Source organism: Rhizobium sp. PvP014 (genome assembly GCF_017876855.1).
Lineage (GTDB): Bacteria > Pseudomonadota > Alphaproteobacteria > Rhizobiales > Rhizobiaceae > Neorhizobium > Neorhizobium soli.
This window is the reverse complement of the sequence record NZ_JAGIOT010000001.1, coordinates 41623-56256: the sequence shown is the minus strand read 5'-3', so window position 1 is coordinate 56256 and position 14634 is coordinate 41623. Positions and strand designations below refer to the sequence as shown.

Here is a 14634-nt window from a genome sequence, read left to right as displayed (position 1 = left end):
AAACAATAGGCTAACAGCATCGTTTCCAACAGTAACGATGATTTGTGCGGGTATCGTAAACGTACTATTTCACTTCTCACGTTGATGCCGGCAAACGACCGCGATGAACTCGGACGCCGCCATGCAGATAGGCTGCGTCTGCTTTTTGAAGTCCTGGATAGTGCTGGTACACTTGTCGCCTGATCGAGAAGACAAGGATGAGAAAGATGAAGATCAGGAGAGACGTCGACCGACCGATTTCGTTCTCGACGAGGTTGTTGACGGTGTACATGTTGACGTAGGCAAACGACAGGCCGATGAACTTGTCTCTGACATTTCCGACCGATACGACGAGCAGAAGATAGGTCGCTGACAGTGCTGCGAGAAACAGCAGGAAGCCGGCGATGCCGCCTTCGATGATGAGCGTGATATAGCCGTTGTGGAAGTTGTCGAGCACCCAGCCATAGACGCTTTTGAAGCTCGTCAGGCGTTCCGGAGTCCAGAAGCTGTCAAGGCCGAAGCCGAAGATCTCGCGTCCCTGCAATTCACGAAAGCCGTAGCTCCAGATCTTCATGCGGCTGTTGGTATCGACAGTGATGCCTGCAACGCCGATCTTGTCGGCATCGACCACGAACGTCGTTGAGACGAGATTGATGATCGGTATCGCGAACAGGAGACCGGTGAGCAGTGCTAGTCTCTGGAGGAGCTTTGGCAGTCTGGAAATCACAATCGATGCGACGCCCAGAACTGAAATAAGCTGGCCGCCGCGGGACCCTGCCATATAGACCGCGAGCAAGGCGATCCCGACCATTGCGATACGACCGACGAGCGCGCCCCATTGCGCGAGCGGCGTGACGCGTTGGCGCAGTGGAAGACCAACGCCCGCGATCAGCGCGTAGGCCGCATATGCTGCGAGCCCGTTCTTTTGCCCGGCAATGCCGCGCCACTTTCCCGCATGCTCCCAGCTGCTGTCGACACCGATCGAGGGGACCAGCAGCGCGACCAGAACGCAGACCACGACGAAGGTGGAGAGCGCCGCGAACATGACCCGCAGCGACTGTTCGAGCGTAAGCGTGTTGGCGATCGCAAGCGACGTCACCAGCGCGTTGAAGATCAGGATTGCCTTGATGTAGCTGTCGGCACTCTGCACGCCCCACACCGCGGAAAAACTGACATAGAGAAGGAACGCTGCAAGCAGGGTGCATTCTATGCCGGAGGGGATCCTGAGCCCCACCTTGATAAACGCCACCACGACGATCCAGCCGGAGAGCATCAGGAAGACGAGATAACGGGCCTGCTCCGTCCAAGCGGGCAGCTTCAGCTCTTCGGCCGGCACCCACATGGAAAGAAGCAGAAGCAGGAACATGGCCGGTGCGATATAGCGATGCGCCATTTCAAAATCCGCCTCGTATCCGTTAATCCAAATGCCTCAAAGTCCCTACTCCTGAAACCCTTAAACCGGCATTAAGCGGCGGGTCGTCGGCAAGGTTATCCGTTCGATCGGTCAGGCTTGGCTTAAAACAATCTTAAGCACAGGCTGTGATAAATGCGGTGGAATGAGAGAGCCGGTGCTCTGCCATTAGCCGTGAGACGTGAACCGAATGCAGCCTCCATATCCAGCTCGGTCGAACAGCTCCGCACCTGAAGGGCTGACAAACTACCTTCAGATCGATCTGGGGCGGCTGGCCTATTGGCTGCGCCAAAAATTCCGCTGGATCGTCGCAGCTGCCCTCATCGGACTGGTGCTTGCAGTTTCCTACACGGTCATTTCCAAGCCGCGTTATACGGTGACGAGTGAACTCGTCATCGATCCCGCCGGTCTGCAGATCGTGGGCGAAGAGACGGGTTCGCGCAACGACATGCGCGAAACGCTGCTCCTCAATGCCGACAGCAAGCTTCAAACCCTGCTGTCGCGCAACGTGCTTCTCCGGGTGATCGAAAAGCTCGATCTCACCAACGATATCGAATTCGTTCCAGCAGGCGGTTTTAGCCTGTTCAGCTTCGGTGGACCCGCGACGCCGGTCGACCCGAGAATCATCGCGCTGGAATCTCTCAACAAGAGACTTGCAGCCCAGCGGGATGAGAAATCCTTCGTGCTGTTCATGTCGGTCTGGACATGGGATGCCGAAAAATCCATTCGGATCTCGCAAGCGCTGATCGAGGAGTTCAAGGCCGAACTCAATGCCGGCGATGTCGACGGCGCGAAGAGAACGACAGACTCGCTTCTTGCACGGCTCACCGAGCTGAAGAAGGGTGTCATCGAGGCCGAAGAGGCCGTCGAAACATTTCGGCGCGAAAGCGGCCTTCGCTCTTCGCAAGGCGAGCTTTCCAGCAGCCGTTCCATGGTCCAGGTCGACACCCAGTTGCGCGAGGCTCGCGAACGTCTGATCGCCGCTGACTCGCGCTACAAGCAGATGCTTGCCGGTGGCAACGATTCCTTGGCGATGCAGTCCGCAACGCTTGCCGCGCTGCGGGCCCAGTATTCGACCCTCAAGCAGGAAGCCGACGAGCAGTTGCTGACGTTCGGTACAAGGCATCCGAGGAGGGCCGCGGTTCAGTCGCGGCTGCAGTCGCTCGACCAGGAAATCGCCCGGGAAATGTCCCGGCTGACGCTTGCTGCCCGCAACGAATACGATCAGGCAAAGGCCGTTGTCGAAAAGCTCGAAGGTGAATCGAAGACCGTTTCTACCAGTGTGTTCTCGGATAACGATGCGCAGGTGCGTCTGAGGGAATTGTCGCGAGAGGCATCTGCGAGAGCCGCAGTCTACGAAGCCTTTCTCGGACGGGCGCGAATGGCAGCCGAACGTCAACAGCTTGATACGACCAATCTCCGTGTAATCTCTGCTCCCATCGCTCCGAGAGAGCGGAGCTGGCCGCCGAGCATCGCGCAGGCGGCCGTTTTCGGCGCCGCAGTCGGACTGACATTGGGTGCACTCGGCGTGCTCGCTTTCGGCATCGCGATGGATGTCAATCATCCGCAACGGGGGCCGGAACACGCCCGCACCGAGACGCTGGACGAAGACTATCCGAAAGAGATCGAGCGCAAGCCTGCACCGCGCACCGGTTCGTTGTTGTCGATGCTCCCGGACGAGCCATCGCCTGCGCCGCGCTCGTATCGGTGGAACCCGGACGCCTGATGGGTCGCAGTTCTGCCCGAGAGAATAGGGCGGATTTTAATGGTCGGCCTCACTCCATGTTAACCGATTTGAAAAGAACAAAGCCCGCGTTTACTCATCGCTGGCCGGAGTGCTGTATCTGAGAGCAAGGTCAGCCCTTCGCTTTATCTGTTCCAGCGAAGATATCCTGAAAGTATCAAGACCGATTGTCGACCCTTGGTGACGAACGGATGTTAGGGAGTGGATTTCAATGAATTCTATGCTCATGAACAAGGACATCATTGCCAACTGGGAAGACCGCCACGCGCGTTTGTTCGGCAATGAGATCGTCAAGCTCAATCATCGCCTCCTTGAAACCGGTCTGTTCTCGAGGGAGGCTGTCGGCAAGTTGATCGAACGCTGCCCGGATAGCGAGTTCGGGCTGGAATCCATGTCCGACGACATCACCAACCCATCGCGACTTTATGGCGTCCGCAACGGCATTTCGGGCGCTGAGGCACTCGCTGCAGTCGAAAAGGGCCGCATGTGGATGAACATTCGCCGCGTGATGGACTGGGCGCCGGAATATGGCCGTTTGCTCGACACGATCTTTTCCGAATTCGCCGGCCGCATGCCCGGGTTCGAGACCTTCAAACGCAATCTCGGAGTGCTCGTCTCGTCTCCCAACGCCAACGTCTTCTACCACGCCGATATCCAGGGCCAGTCGCTTTGGCAGATCGAGGGCAGCAAGCGGGTCTATCTTTACCCGCGCTCGGAGGTGTTTCTGCGCCCGATGCAGGTGGAGAAGATCCTGCTGCGCGAGACCGATGAAAAAATGCCCTACGAGACGTGGTTCGACGAATACGCAACGGCTGTCGATCTGCATCCGGGAGAAATGGTGACATGGCCGCTTTATGCACCGCATCGCGTACAGAACCATGATTGCATGAACATCTCCGTGACGATGGAGCATTGGACGAAGCAGATCTGGAATTCCTACGCGGTCCATTATGGCAACGGCGTGTTTCGCCGCACGCTCGGCGTGAAGGGCCTGTCGACCGAAAATTCGGGCCTGCATGTCTATCCGAAGGCGGCGGCGGCCTTTGCCTGGAAAAAGGCTGGGAAGCAGAAAAAGGGTGATGTCGTCGTCAAGCGCGATTTCAAGCTTGATGCATCGGCCGAAGGCGGTCGGGTCGCACTGAGCTGAGAACAGGACAAACTGCCGAAGACAATTCCCCGCCAGAGTACGATCGAGAAAAGCCCCGAAGCCATGAAAGTCACCGTAGAAGAGACGTTCGATTTTTCAGGGCCGGAATATCGCCGCCTCTATTCGGAAGGGAAGGGCACTGCCTTTCAGGCGCCGATGTGGCTCGACATGCTGCACCGGCGCCTCGGTCCTTCCCTGGGCGCGAAGCAGCGGACGGTGACGTTCCGCAACGAAGCCGACGACAGTCTCCTTGCCGTGCTTCCCCTCGTGACGCAGCGCTCATCCGGGGTGATGATAATGCAGCCTGCGGATTTCGGTATCAGCGACTACAACACGATCGTCTGCGACGCGGAGCGTTTCGAGCAGATCGCCGCATCACCGGCCGTTCTAAAGGCGTTGCGCGAAACGCTTCGCGGTGGCGACCTGCTGATGTTCCGCAAGGTTCGTGCCGATGGCTTCGACATCCAGCGTCTGTTCATGGGGGCTCGCGAAAGCCGGGGAGAGAACTCTGCCTACGCGTTCGATATCGGCGACGATTTCGACCATTGGCGCCTGAAGGTGATGAACCGCAACTTCACCAAGAACCTTGGCAGGTTGCACCGACAGACGGAAGCAGCCTACGGCCCCTACCTGCACAAAGCCATTACGGACGAGCAGGAAATCCGCGCGGTCTTCGACTTCCTTCGGGAGGCGCGACAGGACCGTTATTCGGAGAACCTGCTGGATCGCCATGAATATTTCGATCTCTATCGTGATTATGCCGTCGCAGCGGCGGCTTCAGGAGAAGCTGTGCTTTACGTCAGCTATCTCGCTGGAGAACCTGTCGCTGCCCTGTTCGGGCTGGCAGGCGACGGCGAGTTTCACGCAACGCTGCTTGCATCCGACATCAAGAAGCATCAGAAAATCTCCGCCGGAATGCAGATCCTTTACCGCGTCGCACAGCTGCGCCACCAGGACGGCCGCAAAGTAATGGATCTCTGCCTCGGCGATCCCGGGTACAAAACGCATTTTCGCCCGACGGAAACGACGATGCGCAATATCACCGTAGCCCTGTCACTCAAGGGTGCTGCGGTCGCCGCCATTTATCACCATGCGAAGCCGCTCAAGAACTTCCTGAGAAAAGGGGTCGCCAATGTCCGGTGATGCATCCGACCACGTGGCGCCCGCTGCCCACCGCACCTTTGCCGGTCGGATCGGCGCGCTTATCCGCCGGCCGGATATCGGCGGGATGGCTGTCGTCGTCGGCGTCAAGATCGGCATGGTGTTGCTCAACTTCACGCTGATCACGCTTGCTGCTCGGCTTCTCGATCCCGAAGCGTTCGGACATTACTCGATCCTCTACTCCGCAGCGGGGCTGCTCTGCATCGTGGCAGCCGCCGGGCAGGAACCGTTTGTGCTGCGGATGTGGAACGAGATGACGGCCGCGGGCAATGCCGCAAAGCTGAAAGGCGCGCTCTACTTCACGCTGCTTCTGTCGCTCAGCGGCACCGTTATCGTCGCGATCGGTCTGTATTTCTGGGCTTCCGCATTGGTCGATGGCCAGACAGCGATAACCTGCGTCATCTATATGATGATCGTCTCCGTGCTGCAGATCTGTATGCATCTTGTGCGAACCGAGATCGGCGTTGCCTCGGGAGACGGCGCGGGCAACGCCATTGTCGGGAGCGTGCCCGTCCTCTATCTGCTCGCCTGTCTCTTCAGCGGGACACGCCCGGATACGGCCCATCTCTTCCTGGCCTTGGCGGTCGGAGCAGGTCTTGCTCTCCTTCTGCAGCTCTACCTGATCCGCGGACGCATCCTGCACCGGTTTCCAGACTTCCAGCGTATCCGTGCGGTTGCGGACTACCGGCTATGGCTTCCGCGATCGGTCCGCTTCTGGCTCGCGACGTCTCTCGAAGCTACTAATCAGTACATAGACGTGATCATCATCGGCTATCTGATGGACCCGGTAATCGCAGGGGCCTATTTCGTGACGGTTCGCCTCGCCAATCTGTTTGCGGCCGCTGCGGACTCCGTCAATCTGTTCGGAACGCGCCATCTCCCGGGGCTCTACTATCGCGGAGAACAGCGGGCGCTCAACAAGATGCTCGACAGCCTTGCCTGGATAACCCTTGCCTTCAGCGCGATCGGCCTGATCGGCATTCTGGTCGGCGGCTATTTCGCCCTTCTGCTGATCAACGAACCCTATGCTGCGTATTTCCCGGAACTGCTGGTCCTCTGCCTCGGCACTGCGGCGCTCGGAACGACCAGGCCCTCTGTGATCATGCTGCTTCTGGCAGGCCACGAAGGGCGCTATCTCCAGATCATGGCCGTGTGCGTCGTGGTGCGGATTGCCGGCTTCTTCCTGTTCGTCCCGCATTTCGGGGTGATGGGCGCCGTTGCGACGACCGCTGCCGCTTTCGCGCTTCAGTCGATCGTCTTGCGCATTGCGGACAAAGCCCTGACCGGGTTCGATTCGTCGATGTTCCGGCTTCTCCTGAGGCGGGCATGATAAAAGAGCTGCAGCGAATTCTTTCCGCTGTGTCTCGCGGGTGTATTTCGGAGCCGGAGACCCTATCTAGAAGTCTTCCGCATCATGCTTCCCCAGGACTTTTCCACAGATGACGAACTCTCCCGTTCCGGTTTTCGACGGTCATAACGACGTGCTCTTGCGTTTGCGCCTGAGCGACGCGAAGGATCCTGTCGGTGACTTTCTGGACGGGCGGAAGGATGGTCATATCGATCTGCCGCGAGCCCGCGAGGGTGGATTGGCCGGGGGTCTCTGCGCCATCTATGTGCCGTCGCCGTCCATGGCAAAGGACCAGAACGGCGATTTTCCGACCCCGGCTCAACCCGAGGCGCTGAACCAGACCATCGCCATGGCTCGGATCCTGTTGGATATCGAGCGCCGTTCCAACGGCGGGGTCACGGTCTGTCGGACTGCGGACGATCTCCGCCGCTCGATTGCAACGGGCAGCTTTGCCGCTGTGATGCATATCGAGGGCGCCGAAGCAATTGCCGGGGATCTCGATGCGCTTTACGTGCTTCACCAAGCGGGCTTGCGAACTCTTGGTCCCGTCTGGAGCCGTCCGAACATCTTTGCCTATGGCGTTCCGTTCAAGTTCCCGTCAACGCCGGATATCGGCCCGGGCCTGAGTGACGCCGGACGAGACCTGATTCGTGCGTGCAACGACCTCAGGATTATGGTCGATCTGTCGCATTTGAACGAGGCCGGTTTCTGGGACGTCGCAAAAATCTCGAAGGCGCCGCTTGTCGCATCCCATTCCAATGCGCACGCGCTATCTTCGCACAGCCGAAACCTCACGGACCGCCAGCTCGACGCGATCCGTGATACAGGCGGGCTCGTCGGCATCAATTTCGGTGTCCTGTTCTTGCGCGACGACGGGCGCAGAGACGAAAGCACGCGCCTCGATGTGCTTGTGCGGCACATTGCCTATATCGCCGAGCGGATCGGAATCAATCACGTCGCCCTAGGCTCGGATTTCGACGGTACGACCGTGCCTTCGGACTTGAAAGATGCAAGCGGCCTTCCGCGCCTGATCGAAGCCCTGCGTAACCATGGCTTCTCGGACGAGGATATCGCGAAGATCTCATTCGAAAACTGGATCGACGTGCTGGACCGAAGCTGGGCTGCGTGAGCGGCATAAAGCAGCCGCCGGCAGATGTGCGAAACGTTAAAAGTGAACTGACCCGGCGTCAGACGCCAGCGCGAGTTGCGAGTTTCTCAAACGCCTGAGAGATGCATTAGCGTGCCATCGCGTATTTGTAGGGTTGGCCGCGTTCCAGGGTGCTGCCCGACGGCAGGACGTAGGAAGCCGCGACCGCCAGGCTGACGACGGCGAACGATGCGGAAAGCAGAGCAATTTTCATGTGATAATCCCTCCCTCACATGTAGGGAGAAAGCTCTTGGCGCGAATTTGGTTCCCGGGGTCTGAAATGGTTTGCGGTGCCGATCGGCAGCCTCAGCATTCTTGCTTCTGTTCGCCGGGACAGATCCCAATTCCATTCTCGGTCACGACGAATGCAAGGCCCGCGCCTTCGAACGCCTGGCGCAACTGAGCCTCGGTCGATCTGTGAATATCGTGTCGCTGGCCCTCGTAGTCGCGTACGGTGCTGCGCGACACGCCTGAGCGATCGGCAAGGTCCGACTGGGTCCAGTCGAGGAACCCTCGGGCCGCCCGGCAAAGCGCTGGAGACAATATACAAGTTTGCGCGGCTTGACCCATCGCTCTATTCTGCCCATATTGGTCAATACAAATCATATAGGTCAACTTTCGAGAGATTGCTAGTGGCGCGTATTGTGCGCTCTCAGGCCATCGAAACACACGAGGAACAGACACATTGGGATAACGCTGGGGCCATATTTCCTGCTTGTTCTTCTGGTTCTGCCGTTTGTCGGCAGTCTTGCTTCGGCATTTTTTCTGAAGACATCGTCGCGTGTGCTGCCATCCTGGACTGCCGGTGGGGTATCGCTTGCGTGCCTTCTGATCGTCATTGCCTCCTACCCTTCGATTACGGAGGGCCAGGTTGTCCGTCTGACGTTCGAGTGGATCCCGCAGCTTGGGCTCGAGTTCAAGTTGCGACTTGATGGGTTCGCGTGGATGTTCGCGCTACTGATCGCCGGCATCGGTTTGCTGGTCGTCATCTACGCGCGATACTACATGTCCGAAGAGGACTCGGTTCCGCGCTTCTTCTCGTTCCTACTGGCGTTCATGGGTGCCATGATGGGGATCGTGCTTTCCGGCAACGTCATTCTCCTCTCGATCTTCTGGGAGCTGACGAGCATCTTCTCGTTCCTGCTGATCAGTTACTGGCACAACAACTCCGCTGCGCGCGATGGCGCGCGTATGGCCCTGACGATCACCGGCATAGGTGGGTTCTGCCTTCTCGTTGGCCTTCTGCTTCTCGGCAATATCGTCGGCAGCTACGACCTTGATAAAATTCTCGAAGCCGGCGACGTCATTCGCGCACATTCCCTCTATGTCCCGGCACTCGTCTTCGTCCTGCTCGGCGCTCTGACAAAGAGCGCGCAGTTTCCGTTCCATTTCTGGCTGCCGAACGCGATGGCGGCGCCGACGCCGGTATCGGCCTATCTCCATTCTGCGACCATGGTAAAGGCCGGTGTCTTTCTCCTGGCGCGCATGTCTCCGGCGCTGTCCGGCAGTTACGAATGGTTCATTCTCGTCGGTGCAGCCGGCATGATAACGCTTCTGCTGGGCGCGTACTTCGCGATGTTCCAGCAGGATCTGAAGGGTCTGCTCGCCTATTCCACGATCAGCCATCTCGGCCTGATCACCACGCTGCTCAGCCTCGGGAGCCCGCTGGCAACGGTCGCTGCGATCTTTCACATGCTGAACCATGCGACGTTCAAGGCGTCGCTGTTCATGGCAGCCGGTATCATCGACCACGAGACCGGTACGCGTGATATGCGAAAATTGAGCGGACTGTTCCGGTTCATGCCGATTACCGGCACACTTGCCATGGTCGCCAGTGCGGCGATGGCGGGCGTCCCGCTTTTGAACGGCTTCCTGTCGAAGGAGATGTTCTTCGCAGAAGCGGTCGAGACCCACGCGGACTCGTTCCTGGACCGCATCCTTCCTTACGTCGCCACTCTCGCCGGTGCGTTCAGCGTCGCCTATTCGCTCCGTTTCATTCACACCGTCTTTTTCGGCCCTAAGCCGGTTGGTCTTCCCAAGGAAAAGCCGCACGAGCCGCCGCACTGGATGCTGTTCCCGATCGAACTTCTGGTCGTCGCGTGTCTGGTCGTCGGCGTCATTCCGGCGATCGCCGTTGGACCGATCCTGCAGGCGGCCGCGATGGGCGTACTCGGGCCGGATACGCCTGAATACAGCCTTTCGATCTGGCACGGCTTCAACCTTCCGCTCGTTATGAGCATCGTTGCTCTTGTCGCCGGCGCGCTGATCTACATCCTCCTTCGAAATTATCTTGCGCAGTGCAAAGACGGTGCGCCCGTGTTCAGACGCTTCCGCGGACAGCGCATCTTCGAGCGTATCCTCGTCGAAGTCTCATGGCGCTGGGCAAGGCTCGCGGAGCGGCGGATCGGTACCCGCAAGCTGCAGCCGCAGTTGCGCTGGGTCGTGTTCACCGGCTTTGTCGCAGGTCTCCTGCCGCTCTGGCTCTCCGGGTTCGAGCCGCGGCCGTTCGTGTTCTCCGGGGTCGACAAGGCCTTCGCGGCCATCTGGCTGATTGGTATTTGTCTGGCGCTCGGCACCGCGTTTCTTGCGAAATATCACCGTTTGGCGGCGCTCGTCATGCTTGGCGGCGTCGGGCTGATCGTCTGCGTCACGTTCGTTTGGTTGTCGGCGCCTGATCTCGCGATCACGCAGCTTCTGGTCGAGATCATCACGACGGTACTGATCCTTCTCGGCCTACGCTGGTTGCCGAAGCGGAACGAAATCAATGATGCACCGATTACCGTCCGCGCCCGGCTGAGACGCTTCCGGGATCTTGCGCTCGCCGTTTTCTGCGGTGTCGGCATGACCTTCATATCCTATGCGGTGATGACGATGCCGGTGCCGGACGCTATCGCTACTTACTTCCTGGAAAACGCTTATTCGCAGGGCGGAGGCCGCAACGTCGTCAACGTGATCCTGGTGGACTTCCGCGGCTTCGATACGTTTGGCGAAATCGCAGTTCTCGGCGTGGTGGCGCTCACCGTCTATGCGCTGCTTCGCCGTTTCCGGCCGGCCGACGATACGATGGCGATGCCCGAACAGCAGCGGGCACAGAACCGCTTCGACGAAGAGCGGCCGGATCGGTCTGCGGGCGATACGGCTCGGGACTACATGCTGATCCCGTCGGTCATCATGCAGTGGCTCTTCCCTGTCATCATCATGTTCGCTGTCTATCTGTTCCTGCGTGGTCACGACATGCCGGGCGGCGGGTTCTCGGCAGGCCTGACGCTGTCGCTCGCCTTCCTGCTGCAGTATCTGGCTGGCGGAACACGCTGGGCAGAAGATCGGATCCGAATTCTGCCGCTGCGCTGGATGGGTGCTGGCCTTCTGACTGCGGCCTTAACCGGTATCGGAGCCTGGGCTTTCGGCTACCCGTTCCTCACCTCGCACTTCCAGTATGTCGAGCTTCCGCTTGTCGGGAAAATGCCGGCGGCAACGGCATTGCTGTTTGATCTCGGCGTCTTCTCGCTCGTCGTTGGCTCGACGGTTCTGATCATGGTGGCGTTGGCGCACCAGTCGATCCGCATCAATCGCCTGCGGGCAATCGATGCAGCAAAGACGAAGGAAACCTGATGGAAATCATTCTCTCCATCGCCATCGGCGTCATGACCTTTTGCGGCGTGTGGCTCATCCTGCGCCCACGGACCTATCAGGTCATCGTCGGGCTTTCCCTTCTGGCCTATGCCGTCAACCTGTTCATCTTCAGCGTCGGCGGGGTGAAGACCAATGTGCCGCCGGTTCTCGTGGACGGCACGGCCACCGCAAGCCTTGCGGATCCGGTGCCCCAGGCACTGGTGCTGACGGCAATTGTCATCGGATTTGCCACGACGGCACTGTTTCTGGTCGTGCTTCTCGCCTCCCGCGGCCTGACCGGCTCCGACCATGTTGACGGCAGGAGCGACCCGTCATGAACGGCTGGGCGCATCACCTCATCATAGCACCGATCCTGGTCCCGCTGCTTGCGGCGGCAGTGCTGTTGTTCATCGACGAACGACAGCGCGTTGCCAAGGCGATGGTCAGCCTGACGTCGGTGGTGATCCTCGTCTGCGTTTCGTTCGTGCTGTTTCGTATCGAGAGCGGTCCGAGCGATTTCGAAGGCGTCTATCTGCTGGGCAACTGGGCCGCTCCATTTGGGATCGTGCTGGTGCTCGACGGGCTGTCGGCGATGATGCTGCTTCTGACGGCGCTGGTGGCGCTTGCGTCGCTCGTCTATTCGATGGCCCGCTGGCATACGGTCGGCGCCCATTTCCACACCATGTTCCAGCTGCTGCTGATGGGGGTGGATGGTGCATTCCTCACCGGCGATCTCTTCAACCTCTTTGTTTTCTTCGAGGTGATGCTGGCTGCATCCTATGGTCTGCTTCTCCACGGCTCGGGTCCGCTGCGGGTGAAGGCCGGCCTCCATTACATCGCCGTCAATCTTGCGGCCGCACTTCTCTTCCTGATCGGTGTCAGCCTGATTTACGGAACAGCCGGCACGCTGAATATGGCCGACCTTGCAGCGCGCATTCCGCAGATCGAGCCGGACCGACGCATGCTGATGGAAGCCGGCGCCGGCGTGCTTGGGATCGCATTTCTCATCAAGGCCGGCATGTGGCCGCTCTGCTTCTGGCTTCCGACCGCCTATAGCGCCGCTTCGGCACCCGTCGCGGGCGTTTTCGCGATCCTCAGCAAGCTCGGCATCTATGTCATCTTGCGGCTGATCATGCTGCTGTTTGAAACCGGGCCATCGGCCGGGTTCGGATCGACATTCCTGCTCATCGGCGGTATCGCGACAGTGGTGTTTGGAACGATCGGCGTGCTCGCGTCGCAGGCCCTGGGCCGGTTGGCCGGATATTCGGTTCTGGTGTCGTCCGGCACGCTTCTGATGGTGCTCGGCATCAACGATGGTGCGGTCTCGTCCGGCGCACTCCTCTATCTCGTGAGCTCGACCCTGACGATCAGCGCCTTCTTCATGCTGATCGAACTTGTCGAGCGTGGTCAGGATGCGGGCGCTAGCGTCCTCACCGTGACGATGGAAGCTTACGGCGACGCCGACGACGATGAGCCGCAAGAGGGCGACGGGGTCACGATGCCCGGGACGATGGCGATCCTCGGCATATGCTTTGCAGCCTGTGCGATCCTTCTGTCCGGTCTGCCGCCACTGTCTGGCTTTATCGCCAAATTCGCGATGTTGTCCGCGATGATGGGCACCGGCGCCATTGGCGTGCCGCCGACTGCTGCGGTCTGGACGCTCATCGTTCTCGTCATCCTGTCAGGCGTCGCAGCGCTTATCGCGATGACGCGTGTTGGCATCAGGACGTTCTGGAGCTCGATCGAGGGCACCGTGCCGCGGGTGCTGGTCATCGAGATCGTACCAGTCATGTTCCTTCTGAGCCTTACCCTTGTGCTGACGGTTCAGGCTGGACCCGCGATGCAGTACATGGACACGACGATACGGACCCTCGCCAGCCCGGAAAATTACATCAACGCCGTCAGAAACGCGACAGTCCTGAAGGGCGTCGCCGACAGCAACGGACAGGGAGGCGATTGATGTTTCCATTCCCGATCCTTGCCGTCTTCCTGGTCCTCATGTGGCTGCTGCTGAACGGGTTCACGCTCGGCCACCTGATTATCGGCACAATGGTCGCAGTCTTCGCCTGCTGGGCTATGGCTTCCCTGAGACCGGAAAAGCCGAGACTCGGCAAATGGTACCTTCTCCCGAAGCTTTTGGGGATGGTGCTCTACGACGTTGCAAAGTCGAACGCGCAGGTTGCCGCAGTCATCCTGAGGAGCGGTTCGCGGCGGCATAATCCGGCCTTTCTGACGATCCAGCTGCAGACGCACAACCATTTCTCGCTTGCGGTGCTCGCGATCGTTCTGACGAGCACGCCCGGCTCAGCCTGGCTGGAATACGATTCCAACGACAATACCGTGCTGTTGCATGTTCTCGATCTCGACGACGAGGCGAAGTGGCGCGATATGGTCAAGAACCGCTATGAAAAGCTCTTGATGGAGATCTTCGTATGAGTGCCATCATCGTCTTCACAGCTGTGGCTGTCGCACAATTGATGCTGGCTGCGGCCATGGCTATCGCCTCTGTGCGCATGTTCGGCGGCCCGCGGGCGCAGGACAGGATCATTGCACTGGACACGCTCTACATCAACGCGATGCTGATGCTTGTCACGTTCGGGATCGGCACGGGTCGGGTCATCTATTTCGAAGCGGCGCTGGTGATCGGCATGCTGGGTTTCGTGGCAACCGTTGCGCTCGCCAAATTTCTGATGCGGGGTGAGGTGATCGAATGAGTGAAGCCACTGATCTGCCGCTCTGGGCCGCCATCGCGGTCGCGGTATTCCTGCTTGTCGGTGCGGCGCTGGCGCTGATCGGCGCGATCGGCTTTCTCCGGCTGCCGACGTTTTACGAGCGCATCCATGCGCCAACCCTCGGCACCAGCTGGGGTGTGGGCGGCGTCATGGTCGCATCGATGATCTTTTTCTCCGTGACATCAGGTCGACCAATGATGCACGAGATCCTCATCGGGATCTTCGTCACGGTTACGACGCCGGCCACCTTCCTTCTCCTCGCACGCGCCGCGCTGCATCGAGACAGAGTTGAGAAGACGAAAGGCGTGCCGGAGAAACACCGCGCCGATATCGTAAACAACGATTGAGACGGA

At 59.4% G+C, this 14634-nt stretch carries 14 protein-coding genes; 11 read left to right on the top strand and 3 right to left on the bottom strand.

Going from position 1 to position 14634, the window contains the following annotated elements:
- Positions 1–76 precede the first annotated feature (76 nt).
- On the bottom strand, positions 77–1372 hold the full coding sequence (locus J3A65_RS00260; RefSeq protein WP_209898286.1) for an O-antigen ligase family protein: 1296 nt from the start codon (positions 1370–1372) through the stop codon (positions 77–79).
- Between the two features lie 208 nt (positions 1373–1580).
- Between J3A65_RS00260 and J3A65_RS00255 the strand changes: the two genes are divergently transcribed.
- The 5 genes from J3A65_RS00255 to J3A65_RS00235 all read left to right on the top strand — a co-directional run bounded on the left by J3A65_RS00255 (position 1581) and on the right by J3A65_RS00235 (position 7919).
- Positions 1581–3116: a GumC family protein gene (locus tag J3A65_RS00255; protein ID WP_062458979.1), complete on the top strand. Its 1536-nt coding sequence runs from the start codon at positions 1581–1583 to the stop codon at positions 3114–3116.
- Positions 3117–3345: 229 nt separating this feature from the next.
- Complete coding sequence (locus J3A65_RS00250; RefSeq protein ID WP_209898284.1) at positions 3346–4281, top strand: hypothetical protein; 936 nt, start codon at positions 3346–3348, stop codon at positions 4279–4281.
- A 63-nt stretch (positions 4282–4344) separates the two neighbouring features.
- Positions 4345–5424 (top strand): GNAT family N-acetyltransferase, encoded by a 1080-nt coding sequence (locus tag J3A65_RS00245; RefSeq protein WP_209898280.1) that lies wholly within the window; start codon positions 4345–4347, stop codon positions 5422–5424.
- Positions 5414–6772, top strand: coding sequence for a lipopolysaccharide biosynthesis protein (locus tag J3A65_RS00240; protein ID WP_209898277.1), 1359 nt, complete (start codon positions 5414–5416; stop codon positions 6770–6772). Before J3A65_RS00245 ends, J3A65_RS00240 begins: the two co-directional genes overlap by 11 nt.
- 109 nt (positions 6773–6881) lie before the next feature.
- Positions 6882–7919: a dipeptidase gene (locus J3A65_RS00235; protein ID WP_209898274.1), complete on the top strand. Its 1038-nt coding sequence runs from the start codon at positions 6882–6884 to the stop codon at positions 7917–7919.
- A gap of 106 nt (positions 7920–8025) precedes the next feature.
- On the opposite strand, the gene J3A65_RS23440 is transcribed toward J3A65_RS00235, so the two are convergent.
- Both J3A65_RS23440 and J3A65_RS00230 read right to left on the bottom strand, forming a co-directional pair.
- Positions 8026–8151, bottom strand: a complete 126-nt coding sequence (locus J3A65_RS23440) for a hypothetical protein (RefSeq protein ID WP_256413830.1) — start codon at positions 8149–8151, stop codon at positions 8026–8028.
- Between the two features lie 92 nt (positions 8152–8243).
- A complete protein-coding gene (locus J3A65_RS00230) occupies positions 8244–8552 on the bottom strand; it encodes a helix-turn-helix transcriptional regulator (protein WP_062458994.1) in 309 nt (102 codons plus the stop codon).
- A gap of 75 nt (positions 8553–8627) precedes the next feature.
- Between J3A65_RS00230 and J3A65_RS00225 the strand changes: the two genes are divergently transcribed.
- Genes J3A65_RS00225 through mnhG form a run of 6 tightly spaced genes read left to right on the top strand, consistent with a single transcriptional unit; the run spans position 8628 to position 14628 of the window.
- On the top strand, positions 8628–11549 hold the full coding sequence (locus J3A65_RS00225) for a monovalent cation/H+ antiporter subunit A (protein WP_209899845.1): 2922 nt from the start codon (positions 8628–8630) through the stop codon (positions 11547–11549).
- Positions 11549–11887, top strand: coding sequence for a Na+/H+ antiporter subunit C (locus J3A65_RS00220; protein WP_062458996.1), 339 nt, complete (start codon positions 11549–11551; stop codon positions 11885–11887). Before J3A65_RS00225 ends, J3A65_RS00220 begins: the two co-directional genes overlap by 1 nt.
- Positions 11884–13509 carry a monovalent cation/H+ antiporter subunit D gene (locus J3A65_RS00215; protein WP_062576429.1) on the top strand — a complete coding sequence of 542 codons (1626 nt, stop codon included), beginning with the start codon at positions 11884–11886 and terminating at the stop codon, positions 13507–13509. The genes J3A65_RS00220 and J3A65_RS00215 overlap by 4 nt, the downstream gene beginning before the upstream one ends.
- Complete coding sequence (locus J3A65_RS00210) at positions 13509–13985, top strand: Na+/H+ antiporter subunit E (protein ID WP_062459002.1); 477 nt, start codon at positions 13509–13511, stop codon at positions 13983–13985. The genes J3A65_RS00215 and J3A65_RS00210 overlap by 1 nt, the downstream gene beginning before the upstream one ends.
- Entirely contained in the window at positions 13982–14263 is a 282-nt protein-coding gene (locus J3A65_RS00205) for a K+/H+ antiporter subunit F (protein WP_062459005.1), read from the top strand. The genes J3A65_RS00210 and J3A65_RS00205 overlap by 4 nt, the downstream gene beginning before the upstream one ends.
- Positions 14260–14628 (top strand): monovalent cation/H(+) antiporter subunit G, encoded by a 369-nt coding sequence (mnhG, locus tag J3A65_RS00200; protein WP_062459008.1) that lies wholly within the window; start codon positions 14260–14262, stop codon positions 14626–14628. The genes J3A65_RS00205 and mnhG overlap by 4 nt, the downstream gene beginning before the upstream one ends.
- The last annotated feature ends 6 nt before the right edge of the window (positions 14629–14634 follow it).

Coding starts and splice junctions, on each gene's coding strand:
- J3A65_RS00240 (WP_209898277.1), top strand. CDS start 5,414: ATGTCCGGTGATGCATCCGACCACGTGGCGCCCGCTGCCCACCGCACC.
- J3A65_RS00255 (WP_062458979.1), top strand. CDS start 1,581: ATGCAGCCTCCATATCCAGCTCGGTCGAACAGCTCCGCACCTGAAGGG.
- J3A65_RS00215 (WP_062576429.1), top strand. CDS start 11,884: ATGAACGGCTGGGCGCATCACCTCATCATAGCACCGATCCTGGTCCCG.
- J3A65_RS00250 (WP_209898284.1), top strand. CDS start 3,346: ATGAATTCTATGCTCATGAACAAGGACATCATTGCCAACTGGGAAGAC.
- J3A65_RS23440 (WP_256413830.1), bottom strand. CDS start 8,151: ATGAAAATTGCTCTGCTTTCCGCATCGTTCGCCGTCGTCAGCCTGGCG.
- J3A65_RS00205 (WP_062459005.1), top strand. CDS start 13,982: ATGAGTGCCATCATCGTCTTCACAGCTGTGGCTGTCGCACAATTGATG.
- J3A65_RS00245 (WP_209898280.1), top strand. CDS start 4,345: ATGAAAGTCACCGTAGAAGAGACGTTCGATTTTTCAGGGCCGGAATAT.
- J3A65_RS00260 (WP_209898286.1), bottom strand. CDS start 1,372: ATGGCGCATCGCTATATCGCACCGGCCATGTTCCTGCTTCTGCTTCTT.
- mnhG (WP_062459008.1), top strand. CDS start 14,260: ATGAGTGAAGCCACTGATCTGCCGCTCTGGGCCGCCATCGCGGTCGCG.
- J3A65_RS00235 (WP_209898274.1), top strand. CDS start 6,882: ATGACGAACTCTCCCGTTCCGGTTTTCGACGGTCATAACGACGTGCTC.
- J3A65_RS00210 (WP_062459002.1), top strand. CDS start 13,509: ATGTTTCCATTCCCGATCCTTGCCGTCTTCCTGGTCCTCATGTGGCTG.
- J3A65_RS00220 (WP_062458996.1), top strand. CDS start 11,549: ATGGAAATCATTCTCTCCATCGCCATCGGCGTCATGACCTTTTGCGGC.